Below are 20,187 nucleotides of genomic sequence, written 5' to 3' on the forward strand. Positions count from 1 at the left end.
GCTAATTTTAATTCTTTAGAAAACATAAAAGAACCCCTTAGGTTAGATTTCTCCAACTCAAGGGGTTCAGTTCACCTGACGAATGTCAGGCCTTTTTATTTTTAGTATTCGATTGTACGACCAGCCATCCACTTAATCATCTTTGGATCATGGTGATCAAAGAATTGGCTTTGGTTGTTATCTAGTGTCTTGATTTGTTCCATATCTTCGTCTGATAGTTCGAAGTCTAAGACATCGATATTTTGTTGCATTCTTTCTGGTTTAACAGACTTGGACAAAGGGATGATATCTCTTTGGGATAACCATCTAAGTACTACTTGAGCGACTGACTTGTTGTACTTGTCACCGATTGATTGAAGCAGTTCATTCTTGAATAGGTCGTGTTGACCTTCGGCGAAAGGTGCCCAAGCTTCAATTTGAACACCGTAGTCTTGCATGTATTGAACCTTTTCAATGTTTTGGAAGAATGGATTTACTTCGATTTGGGCGACCATTGGTTTGATGTCGTTAAATTCAGCCAGGTTAGTGATTTGAGCGTTGTCGAAGTTAGAAACACCAATTGATTTAACAAGGCCTTTTTTATAGGCTTCTTCCATTGCTTTCCATGCACCAAACACATCATTGTAAGGTTGGTGGATTAACAATAAGTCTAGGTAGTCTAATTGAAGGCGGTCAAGTGAATCTTGAATTGCCTTTGGTGCCTTTTCGGCAGTCACATCATGTACCCAAAGCTTTGAGGTGATGAATAGGTCTTCACGTTTCACGATGCCTTCTTCAATCACAGCTTTGATGCCTTCACCGACCTCGCGTTCATTACCATAGCTAGCGGCGGTGTCGATTAGACGGTAGCCGGTTTTGATGGCGTCAATGACTGCTTGTTTGGCAGCACCTTCGTTAGGAACTTGGAAGACACCAAAACCTAGGGTAGGGATGGTAACGTTGTTTGCTAAAGTTCTTGTGTTCATAATTATTCTCCTTTGTTTTCGTCTTTTTGATTCATTACGTGTTCTTCGAAGTGGTCGATTTTAAAGGTTAGATAATCGACAGTCTCTTGTCGTTTGGCAATCTCAGCTAATAATTCCTTGCGTTGTTCGATTAATAGCTCCTTACGACGATCTAAATCATCAATGTCTTTTAGATAGAGATGAACGAATTTCAGCAATCTTTCAATCGACATACCAGCATTGCGCAATGCCTTGATGTAATATACCCAATTGGCGTCTCGATCTGAGTAATCACGATAGCCACTCGCGTTTCTTTTCACGGGAGGAAGTAGGCCAATTTTCTCCCAGTAGCGAAGGGTATCCTTTGATATATCTAGTTTCTTGCTGACTTCATTAATGTTCATTTGATTACCTCCAGACTTGATTATTGAAAAGTATAAACCTTGGAGTTAACTCCAATGCAAGAGAAAAACAAAAAAGTTACCACATTTTTGTGATAACTTTTTATTTGTTACGGAAATAGTAGATAATGATAACAATTTCAAAGAAAACAGAAATTAAAATTCCTGGAATTAAATTATTGATAACGAAGGATAAGGTATACATCGCAATCAAGATAATATCAAAAATTATTTCACCAGTTTTATTTACATGAAAGACTTCTTGGAAGATATTGAATTTTTTAAATCCCATCTTTTCAGTGAACTTACTAAATGAATTCATAATCAAAACGAATGATAAGGTCAATATCGATAAAATAATCTGATAGTTGTCTGTAAAAACATGGTGGTGAAAGCTAATAAGATTCAACAAAACTATAATAATATCGAAAGAATAAGTGGCACAGCGTAGGCCAACTAAATTTTTGCGTAAATCACTTTTCTCGATGAATTCCTTCATCCCGATGTCTTCCTTTAGCATCGTGTCTAATGAAATGTCATACATATCACTTAGGGCGGTTAGGCTCTTAATGTCAGGGTAGCTCTTTTCATTTTCCCAGCTTGAGATGGTTTGACGAGAAACATTGAGCTTTGCTGCTACATCGTCTTGAGTTAAGTTTTTATTTTTGCGTTGTTGTTTTAAACGATCACCAAATTGCATTTTTATCGTTTCCTTTCGTTTGATTCATTACCAATATTATATAAAAGTTTGCTCAAAATGGTTAGCTAAGATTCTTTGCAAAGTTGATATATCAACAAAAAAAGCATCCATTCAGGATGCTTTTTTTATTTATGAATTACTTTCTTGCAGACTTTAATCATCGATTGAATTTGTTTTTCAGTATCCCAACTATCTGATGGGAATTTGAATTCAATTACAGTCGATACTAACAATTGTCCACTGATTGTTCTGAATAATTCTTCAGCAGAAACATCGTCGGCAACACTGTCATCTTGTTTCATTAACTCGTTAGCCTTGTCGATGATGAAGGATAGTTTTGGTAACATGATTTCTTCAAGTTGATTCTTTAACTCATCATCAATCAATAATTGACTAATCATGATACTAATCATTTGATGGTTTTCTTCAATGAAGTGGAAACGATCAGTAATAATGTATTCAATCATTTCGTCAATTTTGAAGGTGTGGTGACTCACTGATTCAACAAATTGTTGACTGAAACTAGGTGCCAAAGTGTTAACAATGGGGGTGATAATTGTATCTAGTAATTCTTTTTTATTTTTAAAGTGTTTAAATACAGTGGCTTCACTTAGGTCGCAATCCTTGGCGATGGATGAAGTTGAAGTCGACTGGTATCCATTCTGTGAGAATAGCTTGATAGCAGACTTTAATACCTTACGTTTACCGTTTGGCATCTTACTATTTTCAAGCCAATCATTAAAACTGGTGTAATTAGATTGTTCCATTGATTATACCTTTCTGTAACGTTTCAATCCGACGATATTTACGGAAGTTAAAACGACAATGAATAATATTATTACTACCAAGTCTATACCAATCCCGGTGAATGTAAAGCCTCTCATCATCACGTTGCTAATTGCTTCAGCTGCGTACTTGATAGGGAAGATAAATGATAATACCTTTGCCCAAGTATCAAGAGAATCTAGCGGAATTAGACCTGAGAAGAAAATTTGAGGAATTACCACTAGTGGGATGAATTGCATTAGTTGGAATTCTGATTTTACAAAAGTTGATAGAAGTAAACCAGCAGCAATTGCGACCAGTGATAGTAGGAATGTGGTTAATAGGATTAGCCAGATTGATCCAACGACTTCGATGTTTAATACCTTGATTGTAAATAAAACGATTAGAACAGTTTGGAATACGGCCATTAAACCATAGCTTAGTGAGTAACCGAAGATGATTTCGGATCTCTTAACGGGAGTAGCTAGTAGACGGTCTAATGTACCAGAAGTTCTTTCTTTTAGAAGTGCCATTCCTGAAGTAAGGAACACGAAGAAGAAGACGAAGAATGCCATCAAAGTAGGCATCATCTTATCAAAGAAGTTAGTCTTACTGTTGCCGTATTTGTATTCATTTGATAGATGAATCTTAGGTTGAGATTGTTTTACTGGTGAAACCTTTGCTAGTGCAGAAGACATGTTCTTGATGCTTGATTGTGTCAATGCTGATGATAGTGCAGCTTTGGTCATGCTGGTCTTTGAAGCATCAATGTTGGCATGAACCATCTTGTAGTCATTATTTTTGTATACGATAAAGGAATCGATGTGGTCATCGTACAATGCGTTCTCGGCATCTTTTTCTGACTTGTATTCTTTAATATTGACGTTCTTAACCTTAGTAAGGTTAGTTTCAACTTGTTGGGAGACATTCACAGTACCGATGTTGATGTCTGTATTGTTGTATGACTTAAAAACGTATGACATTAATGCCATTACGATAATAGGTACGATAAAAATCATTGCTAATGTTTTCTTGTCACGGAAAATTTCTTTTAATATACGACTTGAGATTGATAGTGTCTTCATTACATATCACCTTCGGCTTTCATAAATACATTTTCAATGCTATCTACATCATATTGTTGTTTTAGGATACTTGGAGTGTCGTCTGCAATGATGTTTCCATCAATTAGAAGAGCAACACGATCAGTTAGTTCAGCTTCGTCCATAACGTGAGTAGTTACTAGAATGGAGCAACCTTTATCCCTTAGCTTACCCAGTTCAGCCCAGATGTTTTTTCTAAGGGCGGGGTCAATTCCTACGGTTGGTTCATCTAAAATCAATAGTTGGGGATTGCCTAGTAAAGCAATAGCTAGTGATAGTCTACGTTTCATACCGCCTGAGAAGTTATCGACCTTCTTGTCCAATTGATTCTTCAAGTCAACAACTTGAGATACGCGGTCAATTTCACTTGTCAAATCTTCCTTCTTAACTTCACGCATCTTAGCGAAGAAGATTAGGTTTTCTCTTGCTGATAGGGAACTGTATAGTGAATCCGATTGAGCCATGTAACCCATCTTGTTTAGGATTTTACGGTTAGGCATGTGGATGCCAAAGACTTCAGAGTTACCACTGTCAGCTTTTTCCATTCCTAAAGTTAACTTGATAATGGTAGATTTACCGGCTCCGGAAGGTCCGATTAGTCCAACAATTTGTCCGTAATCAACTTCAAAAGATACGTCGTTTAGAACGACTTGTTGTCCGTATTTTTTCTTTAAATTATTAATTGAGATGATTTTTTCTGTCATGATAATACCTCCTATTAATTAGGTGAGTGAGTACTAACTTACTTAACGGAAATTATTTTATAGCAGGTGAATTAAAAAAGCAAATACTTTTTTGAAAAAATTTTTATTATGATATGATTTACTTAGTAATGAAAGGAAGTTCACGATGAAAAAAGATCAATTATTGCAATTGTTTATCGCACACAAGGATGAATGGGTTTCCGGTAACCAATTAGCAAGTGAAATGAACATTAGTCGTACCATGATTTGGAAGCTAATCAATCAACTTAAAGAACAAGGCCACCAAATCGACAGCAAGACTAATCAAGGATATAAGTACATAGGAAACGACGAACTAAATCCACAATTAATCGAATCTGATTTGAATAATGATTATGAAATTATCTTTAAGAAGGAAATTACTTCTACTAATTCATATGCCAAACAAATCAATGATCAAAATCCAGATGGCAAACATCGTTTAGTAATTGCTGAAAAGCAAACGCAAGGACATGGTAGAAGGGGGAGAAGTTTTTATTCTCCTGCTAAGAGTGGAATCTACATGAGTATGGTCGTGCCATTCCACGATGCTAAGAATTTAAACCCAGGTCTGCTAACTACCATGACTGCAGTGGTGGTTGCTAAGGCATTAAAGAAGAGTTATCCAGAAGAAGCCTTCTTGGTTAAATGGATTAATGATATCTATGTAAACAACAAGAAGGTTGTCGGTATCTTAACCGAATTAGTAATGGATGCTGAATTGATGCAACCTTCCGCAATCGTTGTTGGTGTCGGAATTAGTTTGTCATCCAAAGAAATTCCTGAAGAAATGAAGGATAAGGTTGGCTGGATTAGTGATAAACAAATCGATAAAAATAAATTAGTCGCCGATATCGTTAATGGTTTCGATGCAGAGTTCCCACATTACTTGGAAGCTAACTTCATTGAAGACTACCAAAAGATGTCATTTCTAAACGGTAAAAACGTCAGTGTTGATACTACCAAAGAAACAATTGATGGGACAGTTACTGGAATCGATAAAGAGGGGCATTTGTTATTAGATGTTGAGGGAAGATCAACAACAATTAATAATGGTGAAGTCGTAAAAGTGAATTTTTAAAAGACACCTTGAATAAGGTGTCTTTTTTATTTTCTTCAAAAAAATGAACAAAACAGTCGAAAAAGTATAAAAAAATAAAAAAAAACTTAAAAAAATTTAATATTTTTTTAAGTTTCGCAGATCCTTGTGAATCTAAGATTTAGTGAAATTAATTGCCTATGGAAGTATATTCTTTTGACTATCAATATATTCAAATAGATTTTAATTAATGCTATATTATAAATGCATTATAAAAATAAGTATTATGTTTTAATAATTAATCTAAAACACATGTAATTTTATTTTCGGGGGAATTCATGATTACATGATTTTTTTGAACGTAATATAAAAATTAAAATTAATTAACATACAGGGGGATTAATGATGAATAATGGTTTTAAAAAGATGGCAATGACGGTTATTCCTTTATCCATGCTTTTAATGTCATATGTTTCAGGAGATTTAGCAAAGGCGGATCAAGTTAAAACATCTAATGGAGATTCTAAGAAAGAAAGCAACAAAGATTTATCAAATAAAGAATTGCTAAAAATCGCCAGTAAGATTGAAAGTGAATTATATAACTACTATCAAGGTGCGCTTACATATGTGAAGACACAATATGCTAGTGATTTAAACCATGCAATCAATAATGATAAAGATTTAAGAAAAGCGCTAGCTGATGAAGACTCACAAGATGCTTTCAATTCTAAGTTCAATAATTATCAAGATAAAATTGATAGCAAGGTTGATTACTTGAGCAAAGCATTAGATGAAGCAGAGAAATACATAAATAATAATCAAACAAAGAAAACCAATCAAGACAATTCTAAAAAAATAAAAAAACTAGAGTCATCAATTGATGGTAATTTGGACAAACTAGATAAGGCATTAGATCAAGTATCTAAACAACAAAAAGCAACCGATGCTAAGAATGAAAATCTTGAAATGCAAGCAGATGAAGATGAAATCAATGGTAATCTAGATAAATTGGACAAGGCATTGGACCAAGCTTCTAATCAACAAAAGGCAACCGATGCTAAGAATGATGATTTGGAACTCCAAGCAGAGGAAGACGAAATCGATGGTAAGTTAAATAAGCTAGATAACGCATTTGATCAGGCCGCAAAGAAAGAAGATAAGGTCACTGAACAATTTAAGGAATCAGAATTAATGGATTCAATTGATGACAAATTAAATCAATTGGATAACGGAATGACTAAGGCTGAAAAGTTACAAGCAGCAAGTACTAAGGAGATTGAAGCTTCAGAGTTAGCTGATTCAATTGATGATAAGTTAGATCAATTACAAAAAGGAATAGATAAAGTCCAACAACAAACTAATGAAAATAACAAAAAGAACAAGCAATTAGAAAACCAAGCTGAAATGGAACAGTTCAATTCAGACGTTGAGTCTATACGTGACAAAGTTTCAACATATTACACTCAACAAAATTCGGATGATGTCAACACTTCATCAATTCAAAGTGATGTAAATTCTGACAGAGCAGCCAAGGATAAAGTTATAAACAAAATTGATAGCGATGCAGACGCTAATAATCCGATTGTTACAAGCAACGCAGCAGGAAATGATCAGATTGAAAGTGATTTGAACAATGGAGTACTAGACTTAAACGATGCACCATCAGCTTCTGCACTTGAAAGTTCATTATCTGATAAATTGAACAGGATCAAAGCTACTCAAGCACAAATTAATAAAGAACTTAATGATACTAATGGTGATTACACTAATACATCAGAAATTAAATCAAGCATCGATACAGTTATTGGAGATGTCAATTCAGCCAAAGATGATGCTGATAATTCAATGGTTTTAGCTAATTTAGATGGTTCTGATTTGGTTACTTCAGCTGATAGTTTGCAAGGATTATTTTCACAAGCTGCTAAAACTGTTCAATATGTTGTTCCTATTCAAAATTCTGTTAAGTCATCAGATGCTACAAAGCCATCACAAGCAAGTAACAAAGCAGTAGATGCAGACAAACCAGCAACAAGTAGTTCTGATGAAAATAAAGCATCATCACACGCTGCAGATCCAGCAAAGAGTGCAGAAGTTAAATCATCAGATGCAGCAAAGCCATCACAAGCAAGTAACAAAGCAGTAGATGCAGACAAACCAGCAACAAGTGCTTCTGATGAAAACAAGGCATCATCACACGCTGCAGATCCAGCAAAGAGTGCAGAAGTTAAGTCATCAGAAAAGGTAAAACAATCAAAAACTAGTGATGTTAAGTCATCATCCAGTCGTTTCGTTTCTAGCTCAGCTGCTCAATCATCAGTTGCCAAGTCATTAACTAGTCAAAATGTAATTTCAGCAGAAAGTCATGAAGAACATAAGACATCCAGTGGAAGCATTGTATCTTCTATTAAGACTGATAAAAAGGTACAATCGATGATAAAGGCAATTACCAAGAGCAAAAATAAGATTGATAAAATTGAACAAGACTTGGCATCTGGTCACCTTTCAGATAAGAAGAAAATAGCTTTAGAAAAGAAACAAAACAGAATTAAACTTGCTATGCAAAATGAAAAAGCTAAAGAAAATAAATCAGAATTATCTTCAATCTCCAAATTACTTCGTTCAAAAAATCTTACTAATAGTGAAAGAGCTGTCTTAGAAATTAAGAAAAATGATGGAATAATTGCCTTACGAGGGATTGAAATTGGCAAGAAAAAGGTTGCACTATCAAATGTACAAACCGAACTATCTTCACGTAAGCTAAGTAAAAAAGCTAGAGAAAGACTTCTTATTAAAGAACAATCAATTAAGAAGACAATTCAAAAGGAAAATATCAATAAAAACACGTCTGCTTTACGCGATATTAGAAAAGAACTTAAGGCGGGAAATATCTCAAGTAAACAAAGAGAAGCTTTGATTATGAAAGAACATAATTTGAATTTAACTTTAAACAAAGAAAATTTAAGTAAGAACAGGGGCATTTTAAAGTCATTGAAAGAAAAATTGCATTCAAGCAAACTTTCACAAAAAGCTAAGAAACAAATTATGAAGAAGATCAATAAAGAGGATAAATATGTAAAAAAATTTGAAAATAAAGTAAAGCGCTTCAGATAATTTTTAAAAGACACCTTGAATAAGGTGTCTTTTTTTCATCAATTAAACAAATTGTTGAAATATATATAATTATCTTTAAAAAAAGTTAATGCTTTTAAACGTTATATTATCAGCTTTTCTTAAATATATATGTACAAGGTGTTCGCTATTTATTGCTATTTTATTCATTTATTTTTGAAGATTAGTGATATATTAAATATAGATTATAACAATATAATCTAGTCTGGTTTGCAATGTATCTTGTCTGTTGTTTTTTGCTTAAATACGTCTTAATCGTATTCTTAATTTTTTTGTATCAATAAAGATGATTTTTTTGATTATATTTTTCATTTTAACCGAAAAGATCACCTGATTGTATAGTACATATATGATGCATCTATACAGTTTTTTTAGATTTACTGTTTCACGATGATGACAACGTCATTACCGAAATTTTTAAATTAAAAACGAATCCTGAGGAAGGATTTTGAGGGGGATTTTATTATGAAAAAGAACTTTAAAAAGGCCGTGCTAGCTCTAGTACCTGCCGCAACTCTATTTTTCTCAACTGGTGTAAGTGCATTTGCTGAAACTTCAACACATTCTGTAACACCAACTTCAGCACCAGCTGCATCAAAAGGTTCAGACACAAATAAAAATAATTCATCTGATTCTAATAAATCAGATGACAAAGCAGAAGCAAACAAAGATGTAGCACCTGATGCTAAAAAGTCAGATGACAAGTCAGAAGCAAACAAAGATGTAGCACCTGAAACAACTAAGTCAGAAACTAAACCAGAAGCAACCAAGACTGATACAGCTACTGAAACTAATAAGTCAGAAACTAAACCAGAAACAACCAAGACTGATACAGCTACTGAAACTAATAAGTCAGAAACTAAACCAGAAACAACCAAGACTAATACAGCCACTGAAACTAATAAATCAGAAGCAAAACCAGAAGCAACTAAGTCTGCTGAAACTAAGACTGTTAAAAAACATGTAGCTAAGAAATCATCAAAGAAAGCTGCTAAGAAGACAGTTGCAAAGAAGACAACTAAGAAAGAAGCTAAGAAGGCCGCTAAGAAGGCTGCAGAAAAGAAGGCTGCTAAGAAACATGCAAAGAAAGCTACTAAGAAGCATGTAAAGAAGACTTCACATAAGAAGTCAGCTTCAAAAAAGCACGCAAAGAAGCATTCAAAGAAACACTCAAAGAAAGCAACTAAGAAACATGCAAAGAAAGTAACTAAAAAACACTCAAAGAAGGCTGCGCATAAGAAGGTTTCACACAAGAAGGCTGCTCACAAGGAATAGTCAAAAAAGGATCATCGAAAGATGGTTCTTTTTTTATGCTTGATTTATAGTTAACACAAACTAGTATATTTTATTATTGAAGTTAGAAGAAACTTCATTTTATGAAAAATACAACATTAGCCACTTTGCCACCAAATTCGGGATAATAAAATACACATTAGATATTACGAGAAAAAAGTTAATTACCTCTGATCGTGACGAAGAAGATCGTCGATACTATGATGAAGGGCATCGATTGGAGGGGCTTTTGTACATCTTTAAGTGACAACTTACTTTTGACATGTCGGATAATAATTGGTAACATATGGAATTGTTAACTTTATACAAAAATACGGTTGACAATAAGGAGAGAGATATGAAAACGAGAGAAGTGACACAAATCTCGCTGATGACGTCGTTGATTATTGCATTGGCATTCGTACCAGCGATTCCAGTCGCAATTATTCCGGTACCAATCGTTCTACAGAATTTTGGAATTATGTTAGCTGGTTTATTATTGGGAAGTAAGAAGGGAACTATTTCAGTAGCAATTTTAATGGCAATGGTAGCTGTTGGCCTACCGGTTCTTACTGGAGGACATGGTGGAGTAATTAGTTTCATTGGCCCCTCTGGAGGATACCTATTGTCGTGGCTATTAATGCCTTCACTAATGGCGCTTTTTAATCGATTATGTAGTACATTTGTTGATAAAAATAGTTTTTGGAATGTATTAATTTCTACCATTATAGTAAGTATCGTAATATCTTACTCAATTGCGATTGTGTGGATCAGTGTGCAGATGCATATCACATTGAGTCAATCATTACTTGCTAACATGGTATTTATTCCAGGAGACATTATTAAGGCTGTTATTGCTGCCTTTGTTGCCAAACGATTATTACCAATCATTAATAAAAATTCTTAATATTTTTCCTTTCTCGTATTGACGTATATAATGGTGACAAAAGCAAAAAGGGGATGTTTTCATGGATACATCAAAAATGATTAATCCTATGTTAGGTTGGAAGTTACGTCCACTTGTTGAACAAGTGACTTCAACTGATGATATTGAAGATATCAAATTTAACTACATGTTAATGCCTAAGCCAGATACGCCAGAACATGTTGCAGAATGGAAGAAAGTTTTATCTGAATATGAAAATAAAAGCAGTAGGTAAAATCCTGCTGCTTTTGTTTATGAAATAATAGTATAAAAAGGTCTATAATAAATACATTTATTATTCAAAACGGAGGAAAATATGGATCCTGTATTAATTGTGCTTAGGGGAAATGCAGTGACTGGGAAGACCAGTGTTGCATCAGCTCTACAAGAAAGACTAGGAACAACTAAGGTAATGTTGGTTCAACAAGATATAACTGAAAAACATACAGATACACAAATTCCAATGATTCAAAAGCTGGTTAACTATGGGAAAAAACACTTCCATTATGTTATTTTGGATGGTATTTTGCCTAAGGAAGTATATGGAGAAATGTTACATAGTTTCATTGAAGATTTTGGTAGCCAACAATTAGTGTATTACTTTAATGATTCGTTCGAACAAACATTGAAGCATAACGAACAAAAAAATCAGCCACACGATATCGATAAACTAAAATCGTGGTGGACTGATTCAGATATACTATCCGTTGAAGATATAAAATTAGAGAACGGTGAAATTGAAGAATATACTAATCAAATCATTGATGATATCAATGATTTACCGTTATTTTGATTTTATATTAAATTGGATTTACAAGAGAGATATATTTGTAAATAATTAATATCTAATTAAAATGTGTATAAAAATATTATATGCCCTTGCTAATGATTCATTTTTATTTTATATTAATTCTTGTGTTTTTTTAGATCGTCGTATATAATAAGAACAGTTGTTCGCATAAAGGCGATCAGTTAACTCATATTTATTATATTAATGAGACCTCTCATCTCATTAATACATTTATATTTTCTTATCTCTCTCAAAAAAGACCACTCTCTCTCAAGAAGGTCTTTTTTATTTTACATATTTATCTGTTAATGGGATGTTTAATGACTAGGTCATGTACTTTTTGCTTGGCATCATCTAAGATGTTTTGATGTCCAGGATGATTTAATACATCAACAATGATAGTGGCTACTTTAATAGCATCATCTTCGCTGAAGTTACGACTAGTGATAGTAGGAGTACCAATTCGGATTCCTTCCATAGTATCACCGTCTTCTAGAGGTAGTAGTTCCTTGTTAGTGGCAATACCAACTGAGTAAAGTAGTTCAGCTGCTTGATCACCGGTTAAACCGATGGCATTTAAATCCAATGTCATTTCGTGGTTTTCAGTATCACCTGATACGACACGAATCTTTTCGTCTTGATTGAATACCTTGGCCATGGCCTTAGCGTTTTTGATTACGTTTTTGGCGTAGTAGTGGAATTCTGGTTTTAATGCTTCACCTAAAGCAACCGCCTTGGCAGCGATAACGTGTTCCAAAGCACCACTTTGTGAGATAGGAAAGACTGCATAGTCTAACTTATCTGCGTACTTGGCTTTGGCTAAGATCATACCACCACGTGGTCCACGTAAAGTCTTGTGGGTAGTGGTAGTAACAACATCTGCAACTTCGACTGGGTTAGGGTGAACACCGGCAGCGACTAGTCCGGCAATGTGAGCCATGTCGACCATTAGGATGGCACCGACTTCGTCAGCAATCTTTCTAAATTCGTCCCAGTAGATGATGTGACTGTATGCTGATGCACCAGCAATGATTAGTTTTGGTTTTACTTCTAAAGCAATTTGGCGAATGTTTTCAAAATCTAGTAGTTCTGTTTTAGGGTCGACGACGTAGAAATGTGATTCATAAAGTTGACCGGAGAAGTTATGTTTTTGACCGTGAGTGAAGTGACCACCAGCATGTTCGCTCATTGCAAGAATTCTATCGCCGGGTTGTAAGAAGGCTGCATAGACGGCTTGGTTAGCTTGGCTTCCTGAGTGAGGGTGAACATTTGCATATTCTGCATGGAATAATTCTTCCGCACGCTTCTTGGCAATCTTGTCGATTTCATCGATTGCTTCGTTCCCAGTGTAGACACGTTTGCCGGGATATCCTACTGCGTATTTATTAGTTAATACAGAACCTTGAGCCGCGCAAACAGCCTTGGATGCAATGTTTTCTGATGCAATTAATTCAATTACGTTATCTTGGCGATCATTTTCGTGTTCAATCGCTTTGAAAATTTCTGGATCTTCTTTTGAAAAATCGTACATAATTTATTCTCCTTTTTGGTAAATAAAAAACGCCCTTGTACTTTCGTACAAGGGCGTCGTAACACTGTTCCACCTTAGTTTTATATCAAGCTCACACTTGATACCTCTGGTTCTTAATGCGCATTAAGATTTCGATTCAATTGATAAATCTTGACTGCCTTCGTTCAAGGACAAGGTATCTCGTTTCACTAAATCAGATACTCGCTTAACATGTCGATTTGAATTACTACTTTCAAGTTGCTTTTAAGAATAGACCAAAAAAATTTGACTGTCAACAATAAAATTTGAACATTTTTTCAAGAAGTATCAAAAAAGTTCGTATCAAGGGGAGTTGAATGCAAATAAAAAAGGCGCCATTTGGGCGTCTTTTTTGTGTATATTTTGGTTATTAATTTTTATTTTGACTGCGGGCGATTTCTTCTCGCTTGCGTTGGTTTTCTGCCTTTAGTTGTTCTGTTCTTTGACGCATTTCTTCATTTTCAGCTTTAAGTTGTTCAGTCATTTGACGAAATCTTTCAGTACTTCTTTCTGTTTCTTCATTTGCTCTTCTTCGTTCATCACGATCGAAGAACAAACTGATTAACCAAACGATGAATAGACAACCGTAGACAATCACGTAACCAAATCCGAGGAAAATCCCCATTGCTAGCAAAGCGACAATTATATAACCCATAACCAAAACTCCTTAATATGTATTGTTAGTAAGTAATTATACACTTAGTACAATTACTTACTAATTTTTTTACTTGTGACGAGGGTATTGGTGTTCAATTTCGTAAACAACTTCTGGATCGTCACCAGTACGGAAGTCTTGATTTAAGTCGTCAATTAGCTTCATTTCGTGGTCTGATAATTCAAAATCATACAAATCAGCATTTTCAGCAACTCTTTGTGGAGTGCTGGACTTAGGAATGATTGTGACACCGTTTTGTAAGTGCCATCTTAAAATGATTTGAGCACTGGACTTACCATGAGCCTTAGCAATTTCTTGGATGGTGTCATCGTTTAGAGTAGCACCACGACCCATTGGACTCCATGCTTGAGTTACGATTCCTTCGTCTTCATTGGCCTTTAGCATTGATTTTTGACTTAGGTAAGGGTGCACTTCGATTTGGTTTACGACTGGCATTTCGTTAGCCTTAGTCTTTAGTAAATCCAAATGAGTTTGGTGGTAGTTACTTACCCCAATTGACTTTACCTTCCCGGCTTTCTTTGCGTCTTCAAAAGCTCGCCAAGTTTCAAAGAAGTGTGAACGAACTGGCCAGTGAACTAGTAATAAGTCGATGTAGTCAGTTTGTAGTTTGGCAAGTGATTCATCAATCGCGTCTAAAGTGGGTTGGTAACCTTGCTTTGGTTCTGGAATTTTAGTGGTGATAAATATTTCATTTCTGTTAATTTGTAGCTTTTTAATTGAATTACCTAGTAGTTCTTCATTATTATAGAATTGTGCAGTATCGAATAATCGATATCCAGCTTCATATGCGGACTTAATTGCTGCATCCATGCTATCTTGATCAGCTAATTTGTAGGTTCCGAAACCTTCTACAGGCATTTGGTTTCCATCTCTTAGCTTGACGGTATCTTTAATTGAGTTAGGCATAATAACGGCCTCCTTTGATTATTTAAGTATCACGATTAATGATAGTCCATAAAAACCAGATAAATCAAATTTTTTTCATGTTAGGGGTGTCTTTTTGCAATCACGAATTGACAGTCAAAAGGGACTGACTACCAAACAAGCCAAACGTCTATATGATCAAGGCTTGCATAACACCAAAAGGAAGGGTTTTACAAAGACCATTCCACAAATTTTACAGGGAAATGCATTCACATTATTTAACTTTATCAATATCGTTTTGGCAGCAATGGTTTTTTACACTGGCGACTACAAAAACCTATTGTTCTTAGTGATTGCGGTTTCTAACACCATTATCGGAAGCATCCAAGAAATCAGATCCAAACGCCAATTAGATAAGATGGCCATCTTGTCTCAAGGTTTGATTAGAGTCGTGCGCGACGGCCAAATCAAAGAAGTCGAAGATGACCACATCGTCTTAGGGGACGTCTTGTTAATCGGACATGGGGACCAAATTCCAATCGATGGAAAGGTCTTAACCTCAGACTCCCTTCAAGTTGACGAATCACAAATCACCGGTGAAACCAATTCGATTGAAAAGAATCATGGTGACGCCGTTACTTCTGGTAGTGTCGTTTTAAGCGGGAGTGCCAGAATTGTGGCGACCGAAGTCGGTGAGGATACATTCGTTAATAGAATGGAATTCGAAGTTAGTCGTACCAAGAAGGATTCCGACAGCAAGATGTTAAAGACCATCAACAAAATCATTAAGTGGTTAACCTTTGTGATTGTGCCATTAGGTGCATTACTGTTGTACACCAAGATTATGCGCGGGGATGACATCGACCAAGCGATGTTGGGAACTGTTGCTGCAATGATTGGAATGATTCCGGAAGGGCTTGTTCTATTGTCATCAGTTACCCTGGCGGTTTCAGCTGCTAAGTTGGCGCGCCACAAGGTCTTAGTGCGTGAACTACCAGCGATTGAAACGTTGGCGCGTGTTGATACCATCTGTTTGGATAAGACCGGGACGATTACATCTGGCAAACTCAAGTTTGAAGACGTACTACCTTTTAACAATCATTCCAAGGATGAATTAAAACACGTCTTAGGTAGTTTGGTATATGCGTTTGAAGACGATAACGAAACATCTTCAGCTATCAAGCAAGCAATCGAAAATCCTAACGTGCATGTCGTAAAGAGTTTTCCATTTTCTTCCGACAAGAAGTGGAGTGGGGTCGACACCGATGAAGGTAACTTCATCATGGGTGCACCTCAGTTTATTATCGAAAACATGGATAAAGAAGTTTCAGATACCATTAGCGACTATGCTAACCAAGGATACCGTGTCTTGGCATTGCTACAAAGTCACAAGGAATTAACTGAAGACCTAGACGATGCGGAACTACTAGGTTTAATTTTAATCAGTGATGAAATCAGACCGGATGCTAAGAGTACCCTTCAATACTTTGTTGAACAGGGAGTTAGTTTGAAGGTGATTTCAGGTGATGATCCAAAGACTGTTAGTGCAATCGCCAAACGTGTCGGGCTAAAGGATAGTGACAAGATTGTCGATATGACTGAAGTTCCTTTTGATGCCGATTACCAAGAATTGGTAAAGGACAATGCGGTCTTTGGTCGTGTGACCCCACAACAAAAGAAACACCTAATCCGTTCATATCAATTAAACGGCAATACCGTTGCGATGACCGGTGACGGGGTTAACGATATGTTGGCGATGAAACAAGCTAACTGTGGAATTGCGATGGCTTCCGGTAGTGAAAGCACCAAGGGAATTGCCGACTTCGTTTTGATTAACTCAAACTTCTCAGCAATGATCGATGTCCTAGCCGAAGGACGCCGTGTTATCAATAACATCGGAAGTGTGGCTTCGCTTTACTTGATTAAAACGATGTTCTCATTGTCATTAACCATCTTGTTTATGTTTAGCATTCATAGCTATCCATTCCAACCAATCCAATTGACACCAATCAACACCTTTATGGTTGGACTACCATCATTCCTATTGGCATTGGCACCTAACTATCAAAGGGTTACCAACCAGTTTAGTACCAAAATATACAACATTTCGTTGCCCGCAGCGATGACGATTGTGGGTTACGTCGTGTTAATTATTTACATTGGAAAAGCATTCCACTTTGGTTTCGTTCAAAGAGCGACAATCAGTGTCTTGGTTACCGGATTCATCTACTGGATTGCCTTGTTTAAGGCATCACGTCCACTCAACAAGGTGAAGTTATCCATCATTGTGCCATCAATCGTAATATTTGCGGCCATCTTCTTATTCTTCCCATCGGTATTCTCACTGGTGGATGTATTTGCGATGCCAATCTTCATTCCAGCAGCTCTAGTCGTTGTGACTGCTGTCCCGGTATTTATCGTGATGTCATCAGTTGTTCGTCGCATCTTGATTAAGATTAATCCAGAAAAATTTGACGACTCCATTTAAGCTAGTATATAAAACTACTTAATGTGGTATAATAATGACATTGAGGTGATCTAATGAACAGCAAATATACCAAGTGGCAGGACCAAATGAAAGAAGTTACTTTGCCAAAATGGGAAGAACTTCCCAAGTTTGATTTATACATGGATCAGCTGGTGGCCGTTGTCAACGAGGCGATTGGACCACTAGGGATGGATACTGTAACTAAGTCCATGGTTAATAATTACGTAAAAAACAAGGCGACATTTGCGCCGGTTAAAAAGAAATATCAAACTGTCCACGTGGCAGACATTATAATTATCAGTTTATTGAAACCAGTCTTTTCAATTAAGGACATCAGACGTGGAATTGACGAAATTACTAAACAACAATTTCCTAAACAAGCCTATGATGAATTCATTGAAATGTTGGTTCAAAAGTTACACCATATCGCAGACGGCAAGTCAGTTGCTAACAATGATTCAGAAATTGAACAACTATTAAGTTCAATTGCGGATACAATTGTTAACCGTTTGATTGCCAACGAAATCTTTGAAGATATGATTTATGAATAATAAAAAGCATCCTACGTTTGTAGGATGTTTTTTGTTTAGATTATAATAATAAGAAAAATGGGGGGAATTGGCATGGAAACTATCGATAAGTTAAAACAATACGTCGAACAACAATTGGGTGATGACACTACCGGACACGACTATACCCACATTCAACGAGTGGTTGCATTGGCCAAGACAATTTGTGAAAAAACAGAAAACGCTGATTTATTAATTGTCTTAACTGCAGCATACTTACACGACGTGATTGACGACAAGTTAGTCGACGATACATATGACAAACAAAAAGAGGTGCGATCCAAGTTAGTACAACTGGATTACACCTCAGCACAAATTGATGAAGTGATGGATATTATCACGCACATGTCTTACAGTGCGAATCTAAAACATCACTACGAATTATCGATTAATGGGCAAATCGTCCAAGACGCTGATCGACTAGATGCGATTGGCGCAATTGGCGTTGCCAGAGCTATGTACTTCGGAGGTCATTTTGGCGATACCATCTATGACCCCGAACAAATGCCTCGCAATGATATGGACAAAAGTCAATATCGTGAGCATACAACGGTCATTAATCATTTTTATGAAAAGTTATTCAAATTACCTGATTTAATGAATACGCCGGCTGCCAAAGAAATGGCGGACAGACGTAATCAATATATGCACGATTTTGTGAGGGAATTTAAGAATGAATGGCAAGGCATTCACTAATTAGATACGTAATTACTTTACGATATCAACGAAGTGACCGTGAACTAAGTTAACTAAATCAGTTGCGTCTAGTTCAACGGAGCGACCAACTTGTCCGGATGATACCAGAATTTGGCCTTGGCGCTTAGCTTCGTTATCAATGTAGATAGGGTAGTGGAACTTTTCATAGATTCCAACGGGTGTGTTTGCACCATGGACATACCCAGTGGTCTTCAATAGGTCCTTTAGTGGAACCATGTTGACCTTCTTATTGCCAGATTCTTTGGCAAGTCTCTTTTCGTCTAAATGTTGATCCAAGGGCACCACGCCAACAACTGGACCAGTTTCCTTACCTTCAAGCACTAATGTCTTGTAGATACGATGTTGATCCATGTCTTCTTCGACTTCTAGTTGAGCGACGTTATTTTCGTCGTGTGTTGCGAATTGGTGTTGGATATAAGAAATGTTATTTTTATCAAGAATTTGTTCGACTAATGTCTTATGAACTTTATTTTTCTTCTTTTTTCCCATTTCAAAATCACCTCGGTAATCATTTTAGCATAGAATTGACAACCGATTAACGTTAATGTATTATATACCGAAAATGATATATATCTAAAAAGGTATATTATGAAATGGGGAATATGATATGAATTGGTTATTAATTTTAATTACGTTTTTAGGGGTGAATCTAGACTTCTTTTTCATCCTCCTTCTATTGTTGAAAAAGCATAAACTAGGTTCAGTTATGATGGGGTATTTAATTGGACTATGGGTACTACTAATCCTAAGTTTCAGTGTTGGTCAAATCCTAGACCGTTTTCTACCAGAATGGGTATTAGGTTTGCTAGGAATTCTCCCTATCTACATGGCATTGAAAGATGAAGACGAAGATGCCAAAGAGGTGAACCACAAGTCATCGGTTGTGATTACACTTATTACTTACCTATCAGTATGTGCTGGATGCAACCTGGCATTATTCTTACCAGTATTATCCACTATTAGTGCGATTCAAATTATGGAAGTGATTGCAGTCCTAACTGTTTTATCAATTCTAGTGATTTTGATTATCAAGTGGATTGGCAATATTAAACCAATCAATGATTTGATGGAAAAATACGGCGAGATTTTGACAAAGGTTGTCTACATCGGTGTCGGAATCTATGTATTGTTTGATAGTGGTTTAATCGCCCACGTAATTTCTTGGTTCTAGGGGATGTTTAAATGCAGGATAAAATGAAAATCATTGAGGAAGTCGCAGCTATCTACAAGGTATTGAGTAATGAGCGCAGAATTTTAATCATTACTTCCTTGATGGATGCGGACAAATCATTAAGTGTTAATCAGATTTGCGAAGAGACTAAGCTCGATCAACCCGTGGTTTCAAAACAACTAGGTATCCTATATAAGTATCAAATTGTTTGTAAGGAAAAAGTCGGTACCAGCGTGTTATACGGTGTCGACGATCCGCACGTCGTAGAGATGATTTCAGACATGATTCAACACGTTAAACATGAGATGGTGGGAAAACCCCATCCAAAGAATTTATTTTAATTTTGCAAAGTTAATGTGATAA

At 36.0% G+C, this 20,187-nt stretch carries 21 protein-coding genes; 11 read left to right on the top strand and 10 right to left on the bottom strand.

The window, feature by feature from the left end; translation table 11 throughout:
* Positions 1-101: 101 nt before the first annotated feature.
* The 6 genes from JUD45_RS05020 to JUD45_RS05045 form a co-directional block, all read right to left on the bottom strand.
* Positions 102-965 (bottom strand): aldo/keto reductase, encoded by an 864-nt coding sequence (locus JUD45_RS05020; protein WP_138726743.1) that lies wholly within the window; start codon positions 963-965, stop codon positions 102-104.
* A 2-nt stretch (positions 966-967) separates the two neighbouring features.
* The gene (locus JUD45_RS05025) at positions 968-1,348 is read right to left on the bottom strand and encodes a MerR family transcriptional regulator (protein WP_138726744.1); all 381 of its coding nucleotides are present in this window, start codon (positions 1,346-1,348) and stop codon (positions 968-970) included.
* 100 nt (positions 1,349-1,448) lie between these two features.
* Entirely contained in the window at positions 1,449-2,045 is a 597-nt protein-coding gene (locus tag JUD45_RS05030; RefSeq protein ID WP_138726745.1) for a helix-turn-helix domain-containing protein, read from the bottom strand.
* Between the two features lie 125 nt (positions 2,046-2,170).
* On the bottom strand, positions 2,171-2,812 hold the full coding sequence (locus JUD45_RS05035) for a TetR/AcrR family transcriptional regulator (protein WP_138726746.1): 642 nt from the start codon (positions 2,810-2,812) through the stop codon (positions 2,171-2,173).
* Positions 2,813-2,815: 3 nt separating this feature from the next.
* On the bottom strand, positions 2,816-3,895 hold the full coding sequence (locus JUD45_RS05040) for an ABC transporter permease (protein ID WP_203619797.1): 1,080 nt from the start codon (positions 3,893-3,895) through the stop codon (positions 2,816-2,818).
* Complete coding sequence (locus tag JUD45_RS05045; protein WP_138726748.1) at positions 3,895-4,617, bottom strand: ABC transporter ATP-binding protein; 723 nt, start codon at positions 4,615-4,617, stop codon at positions 3,895-3,897. The genes JUD45_RS05040 and JUD45_RS05045 overlap by 1 nt, the downstream gene beginning before the upstream one ends.
* Before the next feature lie 145 nt (positions 4,618-4,762).
* Here JUD45_RS05045 and JUD45_RS05050 point away from each other — a divergent pair, with 145 nt between their 5' ends.
* The 6 genes from JUD45_RS05050 (at position 4,763) to JUD45_RS05075 (ending at position 11,793) form a co-directional block, all read left to right on the top strand.
* Complete coding sequence (locus JUD45_RS05050) at positions 4,763-5,716, top strand: biotin--[acetyl-CoA-carboxylase] ligase (RefSeq protein ID WP_138726749.1); 954 nt, start codon at positions 4,763-4,765, stop codon at positions 5,714-5,716.
* A gap of 363 nt (positions 5,717-6,079) precedes the next feature.
* Complete coding sequence (locus JUD45_RS05055) at positions 6,080-8,785, top strand: hypothetical protein (protein WP_138726750.1); 2,706 nt, start codon at positions 6,080-6,082, stop codon at positions 8,783-8,785.
* Positions 8,786-9,268: 483 nt separating this feature from the next.
* Positions 9,269-10,078, top strand: coding sequence for a prolipoprotein diacylglyceryl transferase (locus tag JUD45_RS05060; protein ID WP_138726751.1), 810 nt, complete (start codon positions 9,269-9,271; stop codon positions 10,076-10,078).
* 355 nt (positions 10,079-10,433) lie between these two features.
* Entirely contained in the window at positions 10,434-10,982 is a 549-nt protein-coding gene (locus JUD45_RS05065; protein WP_203619798.1) for a biotin transporter BioY, read from the top strand.
* Between the two features lie 76 nt (positions 10,983-11,058).
* Complete coding sequence (locus JUD45_RS05070; protein WP_203619799.1) at positions 11,059-11,235, top strand: hypothetical protein; 177 nt, start codon at positions 11,059-11,061, stop codon at positions 11,233-11,235.
* A gap of 81 nt (positions 11,236-11,316) precedes the next feature.
* Entirely contained in the window at positions 11,317-11,793 is a 477-nt protein-coding gene (locus JUD45_RS05075) for a P-loop NTPase family protein (RefSeq protein WP_203619800.1), read from the top strand.
* A gap of 295 nt (positions 11,794-12,088) precedes the next feature.
* Here the strand turns inward: JUD45_RS05075 and glyA are convergent, their stop codons facing one another.
* The 3 genes from glyA to JUD45_RS05090 form a co-directional block, all read right to left on the bottom strand.
* Entirely contained in the window at positions 12,089-13,321 is a 1,233-nt protein-coding gene (gene glyA, locus JUD45_RS05080) for a serine hydroxymethyltransferase (protein ID WP_138726755.1), read from the bottom strand.
* A 388-nt stretch (positions 13,322-13,709) separates the two neighbouring features.
* Entirely contained in the window at positions 13,710-13,994 is a 285-nt protein-coding gene (locus JUD45_RS05085) for a hypothetical protein (protein WP_034530993.1), read from the bottom strand.
* Positions 13,995-14,063: 69 nt separating this feature from the next.
* A complete protein-coding gene (locus JUD45_RS05090; RefSeq protein WP_138726756.1) occupies positions 14,064-14,921 on the bottom strand; it encodes an aldo/keto reductase in 858 nt (285 codons plus the stop codon).
* A 94-nt stretch (positions 14,922-15,015) separates the two neighbouring features.
* On the opposite strand from JUD45_RS05090, the gene JUD45_RS05095 reads away from it, so the two are divergent.
* From JUD45_RS05095 to JUD45_RS05105, 3 genes are all read left to right on the top strand, one after another.
* Positions 15,016-17,367: an HAD-IC family P-type ATPase gene (locus JUD45_RS05095; protein ID WP_138726757.1), complete on the top strand. Its 2,352-nt coding sequence runs from the start codon at positions 15,016-15,018 to the stop codon at positions 17,365-17,367.
* 53 nt (positions 17,368-17,420) lie between these two features.
* Complete coding sequence (locus tag JUD45_RS05100) at positions 17,421-17,918, top strand: DUF1836 domain-containing protein (RefSeq protein WP_034530989.1); 498 nt, start codon at positions 17,421-17,423, stop codon at positions 17,916-17,918.
* 72 nt (positions 17,919-17,990) lie between these two features.
* A complete protein-coding gene (locus JUD45_RS05105) occupies positions 17,991-18,632 on the top strand; it encodes an HD domain-containing protein (protein WP_138726758.1) in 642 nt (213 codons plus the stop codon).
* Between the two features lie 12 nt (positions 18,633-18,644).
* Here the strand turns inward: JUD45_RS05105 and JUD45_RS05110 are convergent, their stop codons facing one another.
* A complete protein-coding gene (locus JUD45_RS05110) occupies positions 18,645-19,142 on the bottom strand; it encodes an aminoacyl-tRNA deacylase (protein WP_034530987.1) in 498 nt (165 codons plus the stop codon).
* A 118-nt stretch (positions 19,143-19,260) separates the two neighbouring features.
* Here JUD45_RS05110 and JUD45_RS05115 point away from each other — a divergent pair, with 118 nt between their 5' ends.
* Positions 19,261-19,824, top strand: coding sequence for a cadmium resistance transporter (locus tag JUD45_RS05115; protein ID WP_138726759.1), 564 nt, complete (start codon positions 19,261-19,263; stop codon positions 19,822-19,824).
* Between the two features lie 11 nt (positions 19,825-19,835).
* Entirely contained in the window at positions 19,836-20,165 is a 330-nt protein-coding gene (locus JUD45_RS05120; RefSeq protein WP_034534118.1) for an ArsR/SmtB family transcription factor, read from the top strand.
* Positions 20,166-20,187 lie beyond the last annotated feature (22 nt).

It is taken from the genome of Apilactobacillus nanyangensis (assembly GCF_016861915.1).
In the GTDB taxonomy this organism is placed as follows: Bacteria; Bacillota; Bacilli; order Lactobacillales; family Lactobacillaceae; genus Apilactobacillus; species Apilactobacillus nanyangensis.

Coding starts and splice junctions, on each gene's coding strand:
- JUD45_RS05030 (WP_138726745.1), bottom strand. CDS start 2,045: ATGCAATTTGGTGATCGTTTAAAACAACAACGCAAAAATAAAAACTTA.
- JUD45_RS05075 (WP_203619800.1), top strand. CDS start 11,317: ATGGATCCTGTATTAATTGTGCTTAGGGGAAATGCAGTGACTGGGAAG.
- JUD45_RS05060 (WP_138726751.1), top strand. CDS start 9,269: ATGAAAAAGAACTTTAAAAAGGCCGTGCTAGCTCTAGTACCTGCCGCA.
- JUD45_RS05085 (WP_034530993.1), bottom strand. CDS start 13,994: ATGGGTTATATAATTGTCGCTTTGCTAGCAATGGGGATTTTCCTCGGA.
- JUD45_RS05025 (WP_138726744.1), bottom strand. CDS start 1,348: ATGAACATTAATGAAGTCAGCAAGAAACTAGATATATCAAAGGATACC.
- glyA (WP_138726755.1), bottom strand. CDS start 13,321: ATGTACGATTTTTCAAAAGAAGATCCAGAAATTTTCAAAGCGATTGAA.
- JUD45_RS05065 (WP_203619798.1), top strand. CDS start 10,434: ATGAAAACGAGAGAAGTGACACAAATCTCGCTGATGACGTCGTTGATT.
- JUD45_RS05045 (WP_138726748.1), bottom strand. CDS start 4,617: ATGACAGAAAAAATCATCTCAATTAATAATTTAAAGAAAAAATACGGA.
- JUD45_RS05070 (WP_203619799.1), top strand. CDS start 11,059: ATGATTAATCCTATGTTAGGTTGGAAGTTACGTCCACTTGTTGAACAA.
- JUD45_RS05050 (WP_138726749.1), top strand. CDS start 4,763: ATGAAAAAAGATCAATTATTGCAATTGTTTATCGCACACAAGGATGAA.
- JUD45_RS05115 (WP_138726759.1), top strand. CDS start 19,261: ATGAATTGGTTATTAATTTTAATTACGTTTTTAGGGGTGAATCTAGAC.
- JUD45_RS05055 (WP_138726750.1), top strand. CDS start 6,080: ATGAATAATGGTTTTAAAAAGATGGCAATGACGGTTATTCCTTTATCC.
- JUD45_RS05040 (WP_203619797.1), bottom strand. CDS start 3,895: ATGAAGACACTATCAATCTCAAGTCGTATATTAAAAGAAATTTTCCGT.
- JUD45_RS05105 (WP_138726758.1), top strand. CDS start 17,991: ATGGAAACTATCGATAAGTTAAAACAATACGTCGAACAACAATTGGGT.
- JUD45_RS05100 (WP_034530989.1), top strand. CDS start 17,421: ATGAACAGCAAATATACCAAGTGGCAGGACCAAATGAAAGAAGTTACT.
- JUD45_RS05120 (WP_034534118.1), top strand. CDS start 19,836: ATGCAGGATAAAATGAAAATCATTGAGGAAGTCGCAGCTATCTACAAG.
- JUD45_RS05020 (WP_138726743.1), bottom strand. CDS start 965: ATGAACACAAGAACTTTAGCAAACAACGTTACCATCCCTACCCTAGGT.
- JUD45_RS05090 (WP_138726756.1), bottom strand. CDS start 14,921: ATGCCTAACTCAATTAAAGATACCGTCAAGCTAAGAGATGGAAACCAA.
- JUD45_RS05110 (WP_034530987.1), bottom strand. CDS start 19,142: ATGGGAAAAAAGAAGAAAAATAAAGTTCATAAGACATTAGTCGAACAA.
- JUD45_RS05035 (WP_138726746.1), bottom strand. CDS start 2,812: ATGGAACAATCTAATTACACCAGTTTTAATGATTGGCTTGAAAATAGT.